Origin of the sequence: Desulfoscipio gibsoniae DSM 7213, from assembly GCF_000233715.2 — a bacterium.
In the GTDB taxonomy this organism is placed as follows: Bacteria; Bacillota; Desulfotomaculia; order Desulfotomaculales; family Desulfallaceae; genus Sporotomaculum; species Sporotomaculum gibsoniae.
In genome coordinates this window covers 2,648,915-2,664,384 of record NC_021184.1, presented here as the reverse complement: position 1 = coordinate 2,664,384, position 15,470 = coordinate 2,648,915, and the positions used below count along the sequence as shown (strand labels likewise).

Genomic DNA, 15,470 nt, shown 5'->3' with positions numbered 1-15,470 from the left:
CGCTCATATAAAAGATATGAGCCATGTTGAGTTAATTTTTAGAAATACAACCATTTTTATGTAGGTTGGGAAAGTATTTTTATACACAACTGCAAATAAAAAGGCATATGTTGTATCATAAGTGCATAGAATGCTTATTTGATATTATGCCGCCATTAATGCTTGGAATCTTACCCACGGGGTGTACTTCCATTAGGAGGTATTATTTAATGAAAATTGGCGATATTGTCACCAGGAAGGTTGCCGGGGAGGAGGCACAATTTTGCGTGATAGGTTTTTATACTGATCAGCAAACTAATCAAAGGGTGGCCATAGTGGCAATGCTTGATCCTAATTTTGTGGTTCAGGTTTCCGTCCAAGAGCTGGCACCGGTTACATTTAAAGACCTGATTGCTTTGACTGCCAATTCATTTTTTATGCATTAACTGCCATTACAGGCAGTTTTTTATTTTCCTCTCATTAACTTAGGCTTAAATTTAAAGGTTAGCGGTGGTTAGTTGCTGGAGGTTGGGGAAAATATGTATAAACTGGGCGGCTGGTTCTGTATTGTGTTTGGCATTTATGCGCCTTTATCCATGGAGTCGGTTCATAGTCACCGAAGCGTAGCTAGTGGTTGAAGGGCGAGATAATACAACGGAAACGTCCCCGTGTCATACTTTATTATTGGCACTTAAAGGAATAGTTTGTTTTTTATTGAATTATAATAACCTAACTGAAAGGAGCGAGTAGGCAATATGGATTCCAAATATAAAGAATATGCGGAAAATGCGGTACATAAGGCTATGCAGTCAGGTGCCGCCATGGCCGAGGCATATATCAGCAACAGTAAAGAGTTGGATATTGAAGTGCGCAACGGCACAGTGGAGACAATGAAATTGGCTGAAGACCGGGGTATGGGTATACGGGTGTTTCAAGACGGCAAAACCGGTTTTGCCTTTACCACTGATTTAGGAGATGTGGCTGTGGATGGGGCTGTAAGACAAGCTTTGGCCAACGCCCGCTTTGCCGAACCCGACCTGCACCGGCTGCTGCCCCAGCCGGCCCCCAGCTACCCGGATATGGATCTATATGACCCGGCCATCCGGGCTGCCGCTGTGGAAGAAAAGATTGATATGGCCCGTACTATGGAAAATGAAGCCCGGGCCGCTGATGCACGGGTCAGTATTATCGAAAGTTCCACTTACCAGGATGGCGAGGCCGAGGTGACCCTGGTGAACTCCCATGGTCTATCACTGCATTACGGTGGCGCTTATTGCGGTATGTACATCACCCTGGTGGCGGGCGAGGGAGAGGACAGCCAGACCGGGTTTGCCATGAATTTCAGCCTGCGCTATGCCGACCTTGACCCCGCGGCTTTAGGTAAGCAGGCGGCGGGCCGGGCGGTACGCATGCTGGGGGCCAGGCCCGGGGCGACCCGGCAGGCGGCAGTTGTTTTGGAGCCCTACGTGGCCACCGGTTTTTTAGGCCTGCTGGCGCCTGCCCTGTCCGCCGAGGCGGTGCAAAAGGGGCGCTCACTTTTTGCCGGCAAAGTAGGCCAGCAGGTAGCCTCGGAGCAAATCAATATTATAGATGACGGCACCCTGCCCGGCGGCATTGCCTCGGCACCCTTCGACGGTGAGGGTGTACCCACATCCAGGACGGTACTGGTTCAGAACGGAAAGCTGCAATGCTTTTTACATAACATATATACTGCTGCCAAGGACGGGGTGCTGTCCACAGGCAACGGTGTCCGCGGCTCTTTTAAAGGAACGCCCGAAGTGGGCACCACCAACTTTTTTATTGAGCCTGGTGATAAAACTGCTGAACAAATCATCGGCGATATATCCAGCGGGCTTTATGTAACCGAAGTAATGGGCCTGCACACCGCCAACCCCATATCGGGGGACTTTTCCCTGGGAGCCAGCGGCCTGTGGATTGAAAACGGCAAGCTCGCCTATCCGGTACGGGGTCTGGCCATCGCCGGCAACATCATGGAAATGCTGGGCCAGGTAGATGCCGTGGGCAGCGACCTGCAGTTCTTCGGAGGCCGTGGCGCCCCCACCATTAGAGTATCCCGCATGAGCATCAGCGGCGGGGGTCAGGCTTAAACTTTCTTAAAGAACTTGTTGAAAAGGCAGGCTTTGGTGCCAGCTAGGCCTGATAGGCTTTGGTGCCGGGTGTTGAAAGGTTGAAAATCTAAGATTTTCAACCTTTCAACACCCGGCACCAATCAAGGCGACGAAGGTTTTGCCCCGTTGCTCATCTTCCTGACCGGACTTATGCAATTGGTCCAGGACTATGCAATCAGGGTCATTTATGTTAAAATATTCCCATCTTTTTGAGGTGATATGGTGAAAATACTGATTATGAACGGCCCAAACCTCAACTTGCTGGGAAAAAGGGAACCTGGAGTGTATGGCACCGGGTCACTGGCGGAAATAAACGCTTCCCTGCAGCAGTTGGCCCAAACGCTGGGAGTTGGCATTGGTTTTATGCAGTCCAACCATGAGGGTGCGCTTATCGATGGATTGCATTCCGCCGGTGATGAGTACGATGCCGTCATTTTTAATCCGGGTGCCTTAACTCATTATAGTTACGCATTGCGGGATGCGGTGGCGGCCATTGATATACCGGTGGTAGAAGTGCATATTTCCAACATCCACGCCCGGGAGGAATTTCGTCGTCTTTCTGTAATTGCTCCTGTTGCAGCGGGGCAGATATCCGGTTTTGGGGTGCTTGGTTATCAACTGGCTTTGCAGGCCGCGATGGAACTGGCACGGGCTCACAAAGCGGGCAAGTCTCTTTGATTTTTATCATGCAATTGGTACTTTGTAAATAGCTAGGCCTCATTAGTGTTATAGTGAATTTATTGCTTTAACAAAATACCTTAACAATTACCTTAAACAAATTACCTTAACAAACTACCCGAATAAATTGCACCCAACATTGTAACAAGTGTACTTATAATTTATATTTTAACCGGACTGGTCTTTACCGGCCGGCGGAGGAGTAAAAATGCAAACGCGTGTAAACAAGGTTGCAGGGTTCCTTAAAGATTATGCCATGGACGCACTGCTGGTGATGCAGCCTGAAAACCGGTTTTACTTAAGCGGTTTCACCGGTGATGCAGGTGCGCTGCTGGTAACCGCCGGGCAATCCTATATCATAACTGACTTTCGGTTTATAGAACAGGCGCGGGAGCAAAGCCCACACCTGGAATTAATCAAAATGGAAACCACCCTGGCAGATGCGCTGGTGGACATGGCCGGCAGGTTAAATTTGCATGTCCTGGGCTTTGAGGCGGATTACATAAGTTATAAATTTTACGATACACTACATAAAAAGCTGGGCGAAGTGTCATTGCGCCCGGTGGAAGGTATTATAGAGCAATTACGGTTAATTAAGGATAAAAATGAATTGGAAACCATCCAGAGATCCATGGCTCTTTTAGACGAAGGATTTAAATATATTTGCAGCTTCATCAAGCCGGGCATCAGTGAAAGGGAGGTGGCGTTGGAACTGGAAATGTTTATGAGGTACCGGGGTGCCGAAAAAACCGCCTTTCCTTTTATTGTAGCCTCGGGTCCCCGGGCCGCGCTGCCGCATGGTGTAGCATCAGCTAAAACCATTAATACCGGTGATGTCGTGACCCTGGATTTTGGCGTGGTGGTGGATAACTATAATTCTGATATGACCAGAACGATATCCCTGGGATCGCCAAGCAATCAGATCAAACAAATATATAATATTGTGCTGGAGGCTCAGCTGGCCGGTCTGGTGGCGGTAAGAGCGGGTGTGGCGGCCAGCGCGGTAGACAAGGCGGCCCGGGAGGTCATTGCCTCCTACGGTTACGGTGAATATTTCGGCCACAGCACCGGGCACGGTGTGGGCCTGGCGGTGCATGAGGGGCCGAGGCTTTCTCTCAGGGATGATACCGTTTTACAGGAAGGTATGGTGGTAACGATAGAGCCTGGTATTTACCTGCCCGGCACTGGAGGGGTGCGTATTGAGGACAGCGTGATAGTGGAAAAGGAAGGCTGCCGGTTGCTTACCAAATCACCTAAGGACAGGCTTATCGAGCTCTAATGCAAGCTTACTGAGCTCTAATGCAGTCTTTACTATTTTACTCATCTATCACGACTGGTGAATAAGTACCAGTGTAAGAGTGGTTCCTTAAAATATTGAACTAACCATCTTAAATTATGCTAAAAATAACAAATATTTTTGCGCATGCCTACCGGTCTGTGGTGCAACAGGCCAGGTGTGCCGGGTGCTAAAAAATAATAACGGGATATTTCGAGGAGGCGGAGTAGTTTGGTTTCAACTAATGATTTTCGTACCGGCCTGACCATAGAAATGGAAGGCGACGTCTACCAGGTAGTGGAGTTCCAACATGTTAAGCCGGGCAAAGGGGCGGCCTTTGTACGGTCCAAGCTGAGAAACCTGCGCACCGGTGCTGTGGTTGATAAAACCTTTAATGCCGGTGAAAAAATGCCCAGGGCGCGGATTGAGCGCCGGGAGGCACAATATCTTTATAGTGACGGCGCCGATTATCATTTTATGGATATGGAAAGTTTCGACCAGTTTAGCATGAATAATGAGCAATTGGGCGATGCCATTAAATTCCTCAAGGAAAATATGACCATCACCATAATGACCTTCCAGGGGCGGTCCATTGGTGTGGATCTACCCAATGTTGTGGAACTGGAAGTGGTGGAAACTGCACCGGGCATCAAGGGTGATACTGCTTCCGGTGGCTCCAAACCGGCCACTTTGGAGACAGGCTATGTGGTTCAGGTACCTTTTTTTATTAATACCGGCGATGTGCTGCAAATTGACACCCGCACCGGGCATTATATCAAAAGGGCGTGAGGTTGGCCGGCAAGTGCAAATGAAATTAAAGAGCATATATATTGTGCAGCGTAGTCTTTTGCTGTTTTAAGGAAATAAATGTTTAGAAACCCCCGTAACGAGAGATACTAGTTTTGTTATAGTAACTACAAAGGGGGTATTTTTGTGTCCGATCTTAAATCAAAGGTGGCTTACCTGCAGGGATTGGCCAGTGGTATGAATGTTGAGGCCGATAGTAAAGAAGGCAAGCTGCTGGGCGGCATCATTGATGTTTTAGACGAATTTGCCGAGTCATTTTCCGAACTTGAGGAATCCCAGGAGCAACTGGAGGAATACGTTGAAACCCTGGATGAAGATTTATACACCCTGGAAAATGATATGCATGATGGGGAGGACCTGGAAGAATACATGGAGGTAGATTGCCCGCGCTGTGGGGAGACAGTGCTTTTCGATCCCGGTATCATCGAGGATGAGGATATCATCGAGGTAACCTGTCCTAATTGTGATGAGGTGGTTTTTGTCAACGATGATGATTTTGAAACCGCAGATGAGCCGGAAATATTGCATAGCCGGAACTCCGTAATTGAGGAAGATATATAGAATAAAGATTGTACTATGGCGATTACACAAGCTGCTTTTTGCTTTGGCAAAGGCGGCTTTTTTATTTGCTGACAAAGGCATGTACCTATATAAAAATATTTAGATATAGGGATTAATAGGTGGTTATTGGCTCCATTTAATAACACCGGGCTATTTAGCGGGTGCTACCGCCTTACCCGGTTCTTGACTTTACCTGCCCGTCCCAATTAAAATAGTGCCAGGTTTTTAATGATAAACGTTCAAAATTGAACCAGCTGGGCCGGTGCTGTTGGGGCCGACCCTGATTAAAAATTAAACAGGCAGGTGGATAAGATGAGTGCTCAGAAAATAGTGATTATCGGTGGTGTGGCTGCGGGTCCCAAAACAGCGGCCAGGGCCCGCCGTGTGGCCCCTGATGCGGAAATTACCATTATTGAAAAGGGCAAGCTGATTTCCTACGCGGGATGTGGTATGCCTTTTTATTTAGCCGGTGAAGTTCATAAATTTGATCATTTGTTTGAGACTACTTACGGTGTCATCAGAAACGAAGAATATTTCTGGCGTGAAAAGGGTGTCCGGGTAATTACCCGCACCGAGGCCAAGTCCATAGATCGGGATAAAAAAGAAGTGCATGTGGAGAATTTGGAGACGGGTGAGCAATATACTGTTCCCTACGATAAACTGGTGCTGGCAACCGGGGCCCAGCCCTTTGTGCCGCCAATAGAGGGTTTAAACTTAAAAGGAGTGTATAAACTAAACCACCCTGACGATGCCCAGCAAATCAAGGAATATCTTGGTGAGGTGGAAGGAGGCGAGGCTGTTATCGTTGGTGCCGGTTTTATCGGCATGGAAACAGCGGACGCCCTGATGAAACTGCGCATGTTCTGCTCGGTGGTGGAACTGCAGGACCAGATTTTACCCGGCGTGCTGGATAAGGATATGGCCGAGGTGCTGGCTAAAAAATTAACGGATCAGGGTCTGGAATTTTACCTTGGGCATAAGGTTTTGAAGCTGGAAGGGGACGAGGATGGCCATGTAACGGCAGTGGTTACCGACCAGGGCACTATTGAAACCGAGTTGGTGGTGGTTTCCGTGGGTGTGCGTCCCAACGTGCAGCTGGCCAAAGATGCCGGGTTGACCATTGGCCAAACCGGCGCCATTGCGGTGAATGATCATATGCAGACCAGCGATCCGGATATTTACGCCCTGGGCGACTGTGTGGAAAATACTCACCTGGTGAGCGGCAAAAAAGTATTTGTGCCGCTGGCCACCTATGCCAACCGGCAGGGCCGCGTGGTGGGCGACAATGTAGCAGGGGGAGATGAGGTTTTCCGGGGCATTTTGGCCACCGGGGTGCTGCATACCATGGGCTTTAATATCGGTCGCACCGGACTGGGCGAAAAACAGGCCCGCGATCTGGGTTATCAAGTGGTTGCCGGGATATACCACGGCTTTGATCGCACCCATTACCACCCTGAGCACGGCATGGTGCTGATGAAGCTGGTCACCGAGGCAGGTACGGGCAAAATATTAGGTGCCCAGGCGCTGGGTCAGGGCGATGCCGTTAAGCGTACCGATGTGTTGGCTACTGCTATCACCATGGGGGCCACTGTGGAGCAGCTTTTTGACATTGATCTGGGTTACGCGCCGCCCTTTGCCACTCCCATTGATGTAAGTATGCATACGGCCAACATTATTCGCAACAAGGTGGCCGGGCTGGCGGAAACCATTACTGTTCAAGAATTGAAGCAGAAAATGGACCGTGGCGACGATATGGTTATTTTGGATGTGCGCACCGAACCGCAGTTTAATATGCGTCGTCTTAAAGATGACCGGGTTAAGCTGGTGGTGCTGGGCGATTTACGCGAAAAAATTGATGAGATACCCCGGGATAAGGAAATCGTCGCCCTTTGTGCCCTGGGCACCCGCAGTTACGAGGCACTGCGCACATTAAAGGGTGCGGGATTTAAAGATGTCAAATATGTGGAAGGCGGTCTGCAAGCCTGGCCATATGAACTATAAGGATAACCGAATATATACGCACGGTATGTAAGGGAAATAAGCTGCTGTTTAACTAATAGAGCTTTGTTCGAAAAGGTAGGCTTTGGTGCCGGGTGTTGAAAGGTTGAAAATCTTTGATTTTCAACCTTTCAACACCCGGCACCTATCACGAAGTGGATCTCGTCCGGACTATTCGAACAGACTCTAATAAATAGCAGCTTTTTTTTGCTGTTTTAGGGGCATATTTTTCCAATGCAGTAAATAAATTATTAATAAAACGGGGACGGGCTGTGTTTCACGTATGGTGGCAGCGATCACGACTATGCAAAAAGCGGCCAGGTCATTAAGTAGCCTGTAAAATTAAACATTATAAATTTCTCGGCTGGAGGGATCTCGAAAACATGAGCAGTTATGCAACGTCTAAATCAGTTCAAGTACCCGCTGGGTCCAACCCAAGCATTAACGGGGTCCCCGCCGGGGCGTGGCGGCAATTAATGTCTGTACTGCCGCCCAATCTGGCCGGGATTATCAGCCGGGTGCCGCCACGCCATCTGGCCGGGCTGGAGGAAATCAGGTTGCGGCGGGACAGGCCGTTAATGCTGGGTGTGGGGGGCAGTGATTTTTTTATCTGCCAGGATGGCACGCCCGTGTCCGCCCCGTCCGGTGTTTACCTGGTTAATGCCGCCGACCTGGAAAGGGTATTGCATAATATCAGCGGCTCTTCCATGTATGCACTTGAGGAGGAGCTAAAAAACGGTTATGTCACCCTGCCAGGCGGGCACAGGGTGGGGCTTACCGGTAGGGCTGTGCTGGAGAAGGGCCGGGTAAAAACGCTAAAGTATCTCTCCGGGTTGAACATTCGCGTATGCCGGGAGATTAAGGGGGCGGCCGATGGGCTAATTAAGCACTTGATTGATAGAAAAGTAAACAATGTTTATCATACTGTAATTTTCTCACCGCCTCGCTGTGGCAAAACCACCCTGCTGCGGGATCTGGTGCGCCAGGTGAGCAACGGGGTGCCTGGGTTGCATTTTGCCGGCCGTACGGTGGGTGTGGTGGACGAGCGTTCAGAAATTGCCGGGTGCCACCGGGGGGTGCCCCAAATGGATGTGGGGGTGAGGACGGATGTGCTGGATGGCTGTCCCAAGGCCCAGGGAATGATGATACTGCTGAGGGCCATGTCGCCGGATGTCATCGTCACTGATGAAATAGGTCGCATGGAGGATATTCACGCGCTGGAAGAGGTGTTCAATGCGGGTGTACGCGTTATTGTCACCATCCACGGTTCATCGCTGCGGGAATTGACTAATCGCCCGGCCCTTAAATATATGTTGCAGCTCAATGTTATTGAACGGTTTGTGCTGCTGGGGCGTTCCCGGGGGGTGGGAACGGTGGAAAAAATCTTCAGTGGTGCTGATCTGCCCGGTATGGGGGTGAAAATGTGTTTAAGTTGATTGGCGGGCTGCTGGTGGTGGCGGCCAGCGGGCTGGCCGGCTGGCAGGTATCCAGAAGTTATGCCCGCCGGCCGGTGGAACTGCGGCAGTTTATCTCGGCGCTGCAGCTGCTGGAAACCGAGATTACTTATGCGGCTACGCCGCTGCCCGAGGCGCTGGCCGGGGTGGCGGAACAGGTTGATGTACCGGCGGCCTCATTCTTCCGGCAAATTGCCGGTGATCTCGGTGCCCACCGGGGCTGCTCAGCCCGGGAAGCCTGGCATGGTGCTCTGGAGTGTTACGGCCACCGCAGTGCCCTGGGTCGGGGCGATTTGAGTGTGCTGCGGGGGCTGGGCAACAGCATTGGCATTTCCGACCGGGAGGACCAAAGCAAGCATCTGCGATTGGCTGCGGAGCAGTTGAAAACCGCCCTGGCCATGGCGGATGCTGCAGCGGCTAAAAACGTAAAATTGTGGAATTACATGGGTTTACTGGGCGGGTTGATCATTGTTCTGGCGCTTTATTAAAAAGGAGGAATGTTCAAGTGGGTGCCAACATCGATTTAATTTTTAAAATTGCCGGCATCGGCATTTTAGTGGCCGTGGCCCATATGGTGCTGAAAAATTCCGGCAAAGAGGACTATGGTTTTGCAGTGACCCTTACGGGTATTGCAGTTGTGTTGATCATGGTGATCCAAATGCTGGGCACCCTTTTCGACGAGGTTAGAACAGTTTTTAAATTATTCTAGGCGGTGTTGGTATGGATATTTTGCAAATATCCGGTATCGCCCTGACCGGTGCTGTGCTGGCCGTGGTGCTGAAACAAAAATCTCCGCCCATGGCCGTGCTGCTCAGTATTACAGTGGGCGTAATCATATTCCTGCTGGTGCTCGGCAAAATAGGCGCGATTATCGACATACTGCGACAGCTGTCTGAAAGAGCCGACATTAGCTCGGTTTACCTGGGCACGCTGCTCAAGATTATCGGTATTGCCTACATAGCAGATTTTATTGCCCAGATATGCCGGGATGCCGATCAAGGGGCTTTCGCCACCAAGGTGGAATTAGCCGCCAAGGTGATGGTGCTGGTGCTGGCGGTGCCCATCATGGTGGCGGTGCTGCAGGCGCTGCTGCGGTTGATACCGTAAGGGGGGATAAGGCTTGAGCGCTAAGATCCATGGCAGGAATAGTGTGGTGGTGAACTGTAACCATCGCACCCGGTGCGCGCTGCTGTTCCTGATACTTTATATTTGCCTGAGCCTGGCCCTTCCTTTGGCCGCCTGGGCTGCAACCGATATTGCCGGGGAAATGGAAGAGCAGACAGGCAAACTGGATATGGTGGAAATCCAGCAGTTTATTAACCGGATGGACCATGATTTGCAAAGTGCACTGCCGGAAACTGACTTTAAGGCGCTGGTCACGGGACTTGCCACCGGCCAAATTTCAATGCAGCCCACCGAGGTGTTCAACCAGTGCATCAATTATTTATTCCGCGAAGTGGTGGCTAATTCGGCGCTGCTGGGTAAACTGGTGGTGCTGGCGGTGATTTGTGCGGTGCTGCAAAATATTACCGGAGCATTTGAAAAGGGTACCACCGGGCAGCTCACCCATATGGTGGCCTACCTTGTGCTGGTAACCATCGCCGTTGGTTCCTTCGGACTGGCTATCCAGTTGGGCCGGGAGGTGGTGGATAAAATGGTCATCTTTATGCAGGCCCTGCTGCCGCTGTTGCTGACACTTTTGGTGGCTGTGGGGGGTATTGCTTCAGCGGCCATATTCCACCCATTGATTTTCATCACTATTACCGCTTTTGGCACTATTATCAAAAATGTTATTTTGCCACTCATATTTTTTGCTGCAGTGCTGGAAATAGTGAGTGGGCTGTCCAAACATTTTCAGGTGTCCAGGCTGGCCGGTTTATTAAAGGGTGTGGCTATGGGTTTGATGGGGCTTTTGAGCACCATATTCCTGGGCATAATGGCCATCCAGGGGGTAGCCGGGGCGGTGGGAGACAGCGTGACTTTCCGTACTGCCAAGTTTGCCACAGATTTTATACCCGTGGTGGGCGGGGTGTTCAGCGATGCTCTGGAAGCGGTGATTCGCTCGTCGCTGCTGATGAAAAATGCGGTGGGCATTGCCGGTGTGCTAATTATTATCATGATACTAGTGATCCCCCTGGTAAAAATAATTGCCATTGCCCTTATTTATAAGATCGCCGGGGCGGTGATCCAGCCCGTGGGGGAAGAGAGAATCAGCGATTGTCTGAACGGGCTGGGTAACAGTTTGATTACGGTGTTTGCTGCCGTGGCCACGGTGGGATTGTTGTTCTTTTTTGCCCTGGCCATCGTGGTGGGCCTGGGAAATATAACAGTAATGCTGCATTAATATATGGGGGCGGTGGCATGGATCTACTTCGTGAGCTGATACAAACCATTATTGTAATCGTGTTGCTGGCTGTGCTGGTGGAAATGCTGCTGCCCGGCGGTGATATGCGCCGCTACGTCAAAACCGTCATGGGCCTTTTGATCATTATGGCGGTTTTGCAGGCGGCGGCCGGGGTGATCAACAAAGATTTTATGCAGGACATACCCGCAGTTACCGTATCCGATACCGGTGATCCTCCACTTGAGGAAATTATGGCCGCCGGACAGGAGTTGGCGGATACAAACCGGGACAAGGCTGTTCAGCAATATAGTGAGGGCCTGTCCAATCAAGTGCTTGCACTGGCAGGTATGAATCCTGATGTGCAGCCTGTGGACGCCCGGGTGAGTATTGACGGGAAGAACAGTGATATCAAGGAAATTACCATTGTTTTTAATGCTGCCCCCGTGGGGGGCGCGGGTGATGACAGTGGAGGCGGTGATACACTATCTGCCGACAGCGCCGGGTCCGGGGGGCGGCGAGCTACCGACAGCCGGGGCGGGGAATTGGATGTACAGCCCGTGGTGGTCGATATAGACGGCAAGGAAACTTCGGAAGAGGTGGGCTCCGTTACGGTGGTTTCCCCCGAGCAGAAACAAGCCGCTGCTGGTTTAACCGCAGTGGTGGCCGAATTCTATAATCTTAAGCCTGAGCAGGTAAAATATGAGTTCCGGGAATGATTTATATGAGTTGTTAAATTTATACTACCATGGTGAGGTGATGAAATGAACAGTTCGGATATTTTTAACCCAAAAAATAAAAAATACTGGTCGATAGCGGTGCTGCTGCTGCTGGGTATTATGTTAATGCTGGTGGGGAGCTGTGACAGCGGCAGTTTTAGCTCCAGTTCAGAAAAGGCCCCGCCGGATAACAGTGCGGCGGCCGGTTCCGGTCAGGCCGGCAATGGTACAAATTCAATCATGACCCGGGAGGAAAAGGAATTGGCGGGGGAATTACGCCAGATGTTGGAGCAGGTGGCCGGGGCCGGGCGGGTGGAGGTAACTGTGCAACTGGCAACTTCAACTCACAATGACTATGCCATCAATACTGCCACCGGTCTTAAAACCACCCGGGAAAATGACCAGAGCGGCGGTTCCCGGCAGATCACAGAAAACACGGAAACCAGCACGGTGGTGATTGCCCGCGGCAATCAGGGTTTGGAAGAGCCGGTGGTAAAAAAGGAAGTGGCACCCGATGTGGCGGGTATTATGGTGGTGGCCGAAGGGGCGGGAACACCCCGGGTGAAGGCCGATTTGTTCCGGGCGGTGCAGGTGGCGCTGGGTGTTGAGCCCCATAGAATTATCGTGCTGCCCATGAAGGAGGGGGTTTAGGGTTGATTACGGTAGTCAAAATAGAGCGAAAAAAAATATTGCTGGTGGTGCTGGTGCTGGTGGGTATTGTTTTTTGCGCGGTGGGGTTCGGTGGCCTGGCTGAAAAGATGTTGGGCTGGGGGGATCAATCTACCACCCCCGCTGCGGTAACCCTTTCCCACCCTGAAAATAAAGGGGATAGTGCAGTTGGGGATGCACCCGAGGGTGATGCTGTGCTAACCGGTCAGGTGGGGGCAAATGGCACTGATCAAGATGCTGATGGCTCATATTTCGTCGAAGCGCGCCTGAGTTTGGAACAGGCCCGGGGTAAAGAAATGGAAACCCTGCGCGAGGTGCTGGCCTCGGAAGCAGATGAGGAAGTTCGCAAAACCGCCCAGGAAAGGCTGATGCGTTTAAGCAGCAAAGTATCCCAGGAGATGGAGTTGGAAAACTTAATCCGGGCCAAGGGTTACCAGGATGCCGCTGTGTTTTTGGATAGTGATACCGTCACCGTGATACTGCGGCCCGGAAAGGAAATGATGGCCGATGCTGACAGCACTACTATTGCCGGGTTGGTGGCCAAAACCACCGGTGTGCCCGAGGACGGTGTAATTGTTATCACCAGGGAAAAATAAAATTTAAGTGGCCTTTGGCGGTGCCCGGGGATGGGATGATAAGTACCTTCCCCGGTTTTATTGTTCACGGCACCATGAAAAACCCGCCACATAGTATATATTGTATTGTATACAATGCTATTTGTATATATATTGTATACTTGCTCTAAATCTATTTTATTTTATCGGATGTAACTATATAATTGCTTTATCAATCAGGTTGTTTGCTGATGGCAACCTGACTTTTTTTTGGAGGTAGGATACCAAATGGCTAAAGTGAAAATTACCGATACAACACTGCGTGATGGTCACCAGAGTTTATGGGCCACCAGGATGAGCATCAAAGATATGCTGCCTATAGTTGAAAAACTTGACATGGTGGGTTACCACTCACTTGAGGTCTGGGGCGGCGCTACCTTTGATGTATGTTTACGCTATCTTAATGAAGATCCCTGGGAAAGGCTGCGCACTTTAAAACGATATATTAAGCGAACGCCATTACAAATGCTGCTGCGGGGACAATCACTGGTGGGTTACCAGCATTACCCGGATGATGTGGTGGAGGCATTCGTTTTTAAGATGGTGGAAAACGGCATCGACATCATCCGGGTTTTTGATGCCTTAAATGATATACGGAACATGGAAACATCGGTACGGGCGGGCAAAAAGGCGGGTGCCCATGTGCAGGCCTCGGTGGTATATACCGTCAGCCCGGTGCATACCACCGGTCATTACCTGCAAACGGCTGAGAAACTGGCGGAAATGGGTGCTGATTCCATATGCGTCAAAGATATGGCCGGCCTGTTGACCCCTTACCAGGCTTATGAACTGATAAGCAAGTTAAGGCAACACCCTGGGCTGCCCGTGCAACTGCACAGCCACTATATTGGTGGTTTGGCCCTGGCAACTTATCTAAAGGCGGTGGAGGCCGGGGTAGATGTCATAGACACTGCAGCAGTGCCCCTGGCTTTCGGGGCCTCCCAGCCTCCGGTAGAGACCGTGGTACGGGCGCTGCAGGGCACCCAGTTCGACACCGGGTTGGATATGCGGTTGTTGTTTGAAATCGCAGGATATTTTGAGGAACTAAGGGAGCAAAGGGGCCAGGAACGTGGCGTTACTCGGATTAACGATATGCGTGTTTTTGAGCACCAGGTGCCGGGGGGTATGATTACTAACCTGGTTTCTCAGCTCAAAGAACAGAAGTCGGCTCACCTGCTGCCCCGGGTGTTGGAGGAGATTCCCAGGGTGCGCCGGGAGCTGGGTTACCCGCCCCTGGTTACACCCACCAGCCAGATTGTGGGCACCCAGGCTGTGCTAAATGTACTTACCGGAGAGCGTTACAAGCTGATACCCGGTGAGGTTAAAGCTTACATCCAGGGTCTATACGGCCGGCCGCCGGCACCTTTGGAAGAAGCGGTGGCACGCCGGGTACTGGGTGATAAGCAGCCCATCACCTGTCGTCCTGCCGATTTACTGGAGCCCCGGTTGGAGAAAATCAAACTGGAAACCAGAGGATTGACCAATTCTAATGAAGATATACTATGCTATGCTATATTCCCCCAGATAACTAAGAAGTTTTTAGAAGCGCGAAAAAACAGCAGCGCCGGTAATATAAATTTCGCCCGGGATACGGGCGCAGCCGGTGTTGGCGGTTCCGCCGGCGGGGAAAATACCGCCAAAACGGGATGCGCAGCGGAAAAAGCCAATGCCGGGACCGCGACGGCGCAAAATATAAGTGACCGTACATCCGGGGCACCTGGGCTGCCCGGTCATACCACCAAGGAGGTTAACGAAATGGATATACAACAAATTAAAGAATTAATCAGCATGATCAATGAAACCAATATAGACGAGTTTTCTCTAAATAGTGACGGCATGAAATTATCCATCAAAAAAGCAAGCGGGGACGGTCCTTGCTTGCCTCATGCAGCCGCTCAGATAGTAAGTGAGAACTGTTCTAGCTTGCCAACAGCCGCTCAATCACGTGAGGATGATTCTTGCATGCCTCACACAGCTGGCCACAATGATGCTGCGGTGTCCGGTACCGTGGTCAAAGCACCCATGGTGGGCACTTTTTATCGTTCCCCGGCTCCTGACGCCGATCCTTTTATAAAAATAGGCACCCGGGTGGAAAAGGGGCAAACCCTTTGCATATTAGAGGCCATGAAGCTGATGAATGAAATCGAAGCCGAGGTGGCGGGCACCGTGGTGCAGATACTGGCGGAAAATGCCCAGGCCGTGGAATATGGGCAACCACTGCTGGTTATCCAAGAAGATTAGGTGG

At 50.8% G+C, this 15,470-nt stretch carries 16 protein-coding genes; all 16 read left to right on the top strand.

The features are described 5' to 3' along the window. Positions 1-209 precede the first annotated feature (209 nt). The 16 genes from DESGI_RS12560 to accB all read left to right on the top strand — a co-directional run bounded on the left by DESGI_RS12560 (position 210) and on the right by accB (position 15,466). A complete protein-coding gene (locus tag DESGI_RS12560) occupies positions 210-425 on the top strand; it encodes a hypothetical protein (protein ID WP_006521764.1) in 216 nt (71 codons plus the stop codon). Between the two features lie 309 nt (positions 426-734). Further along, positions 735-2,087 (top strand): TldD/PmbA family protein, encoded by a 1,353-nt coding sequence (locus DESGI_RS12555; RefSeq protein WP_006521763.1) that lies wholly within the window; start codon positions 735-737, stop codon positions 2,085-2,087. A gap of 243 nt (positions 2,088-2,330) precedes the next feature. Beyond that, entirely contained in the window at positions 2,331-2,786 is a 456-nt protein-coding gene (gene aroQ, locus DESGI_RS12550) for a type II 3-dehydroquinate dehydratase (protein ID WP_006521762.1), read from the top strand. 208 nt (positions 2,787-2,994) lie between these two features. Next, positions 2,995-4,065 (top strand): M24 family metallopeptidase, encoded by a 1,071-nt coding sequence (locus DESGI_RS12545; protein ID WP_006521761.1) that lies wholly within the window; start codon positions 2,995-2,997, stop codon positions 4,063-4,065. Positions 4,066-4,293: 228 nt separating this feature from the next. Then, positions 4,294-4,851, top strand: a complete 558-nt coding sequence (gene efp / locus DESGI_RS12540) for an elongation factor P (protein WP_006521760.1) — start codon at positions 4,294-4,296, stop codon at positions 4,849-4,851. Positions 4,852-4,995: 144 nt separating this feature from the next. Further along, complete coding sequence (locus tag DESGI_RS12535; protein WP_006521759.1) at positions 4,996-5,430, top strand: CD1247 N-terminal domain-containing protein; 435 nt, start codon at positions 4,996-4,998, stop codon at positions 5,428-5,430. Between the two features lie 312 nt (positions 5,431-5,742). Beyond that, positions 5,743-7,431, top strand: coding sequence for an FAD-dependent oxidoreductase (locus DESGI_RS12530; RefSeq protein WP_006521758.1), 1,689 nt, complete (start codon positions 5,743-5,745; stop codon positions 7,429-7,431). A 380-nt stretch (positions 7,432-7,811) separates the two neighbouring features. After that, complete coding sequence (spoIIIAA, locus tag DESGI_RS12525) at positions 7,812-8,864, top strand: stage III sporulation protein AA (RefSeq protein ID WP_006521757.1); 1,053 nt, start codon at positions 7,812-7,814, stop codon at positions 8,862-8,864. Further along, positions 8,852-9,370: a stage III sporulation protein SpoIIIAB gene (gene spoIIIAB, locus DESGI_RS12520; RefSeq protein WP_006521756.1), complete on the top strand. Its 519-nt coding sequence runs from the start codon at positions 8,852-8,854 to the stop codon at positions 9,368-9,370. The genes spoIIIAA and spoIIIAB overlap by 13 nt, the downstream gene beginning before the upstream one ends. 17 nt (positions 9,371-9,387) lie before the next feature. Then, the gene (gene spoIIIAC / locus DESGI_RS12515; RefSeq protein ID WP_006521755.1) at positions 9,388-9,591 is read left to right on the top strand and encodes a stage III sporulation protein AC; all 204 of its coding nucleotides are present in this window, start codon (positions 9,388-9,390) and stop codon (positions 9,589-9,591) included. 11 nt (positions 9,592-9,602) lie between these two features. Next, positions 9,603-9,989: a stage III sporulation protein AD gene (gene spoIIIAD, locus DESGI_RS12510; RefSeq protein WP_006521754.1), complete on the top strand. Its 387-nt coding sequence runs from the start codon at positions 9,603-9,605 to the stop codon at positions 9,987-9,989. 13 nt (positions 9,990-10,002) lie between these two features. Next, positions 10,003-11,226, top strand: coding sequence for a stage III sporulation protein AE (gene spoIIIAE / locus DESGI_RS12505; RefSeq protein ID WP_006521753.1), 1,224 nt, complete (start codon positions 10,003-10,005; stop codon positions 11,224-11,226). Between the two features lie 17 nt (positions 11,227-11,243). Further along, on the top strand, positions 11,244-11,942 hold the full coding sequence (gene spoIIIAF, locus DESGI_RS23100; protein ID WP_006521752.1) for a stage III sporulation protein AF: 699 nt from the start codon (positions 11,244-11,246) through the stop codon (positions 11,940-11,942). 45 nt (positions 11,943-11,987) lie between these two features. Further along, positions 11,988-12,593: a stage III sporulation protein AG gene (gene spoIIIAG, locus DESGI_RS12495; protein WP_006521751.1), complete on the top strand. Its 606-nt coding sequence runs from the start codon at positions 11,988-11,990 to the stop codon at positions 12,591-12,593. Between the two features lie 2 nt (positions 12,594-12,595). Continuing rightward, positions 12,596-13,207, top strand: a complete 612-nt coding sequence (locus tag DESGI_RS23095) for a SpoIIIAH-like family protein (protein ID WP_006521750.1) — start codon at positions 12,596-12,598, stop codon at positions 13,205-13,207. Between the two features lie 246 nt (positions 13,208-13,453). Next, positions 13,454-15,466 (top strand): acetyl-CoA carboxylase biotin carboxyl carrier protein, encoded by a 2,013-nt coding sequence (gene accB, locus DESGI_RS12485; RefSeq protein WP_006521749.1) that lies wholly within the window; start codon positions 13,454-13,456, stop codon positions 15,464-15,466. The last annotated feature ends 4 nt before the right edge of the window (positions 15,467-15,470 follow it).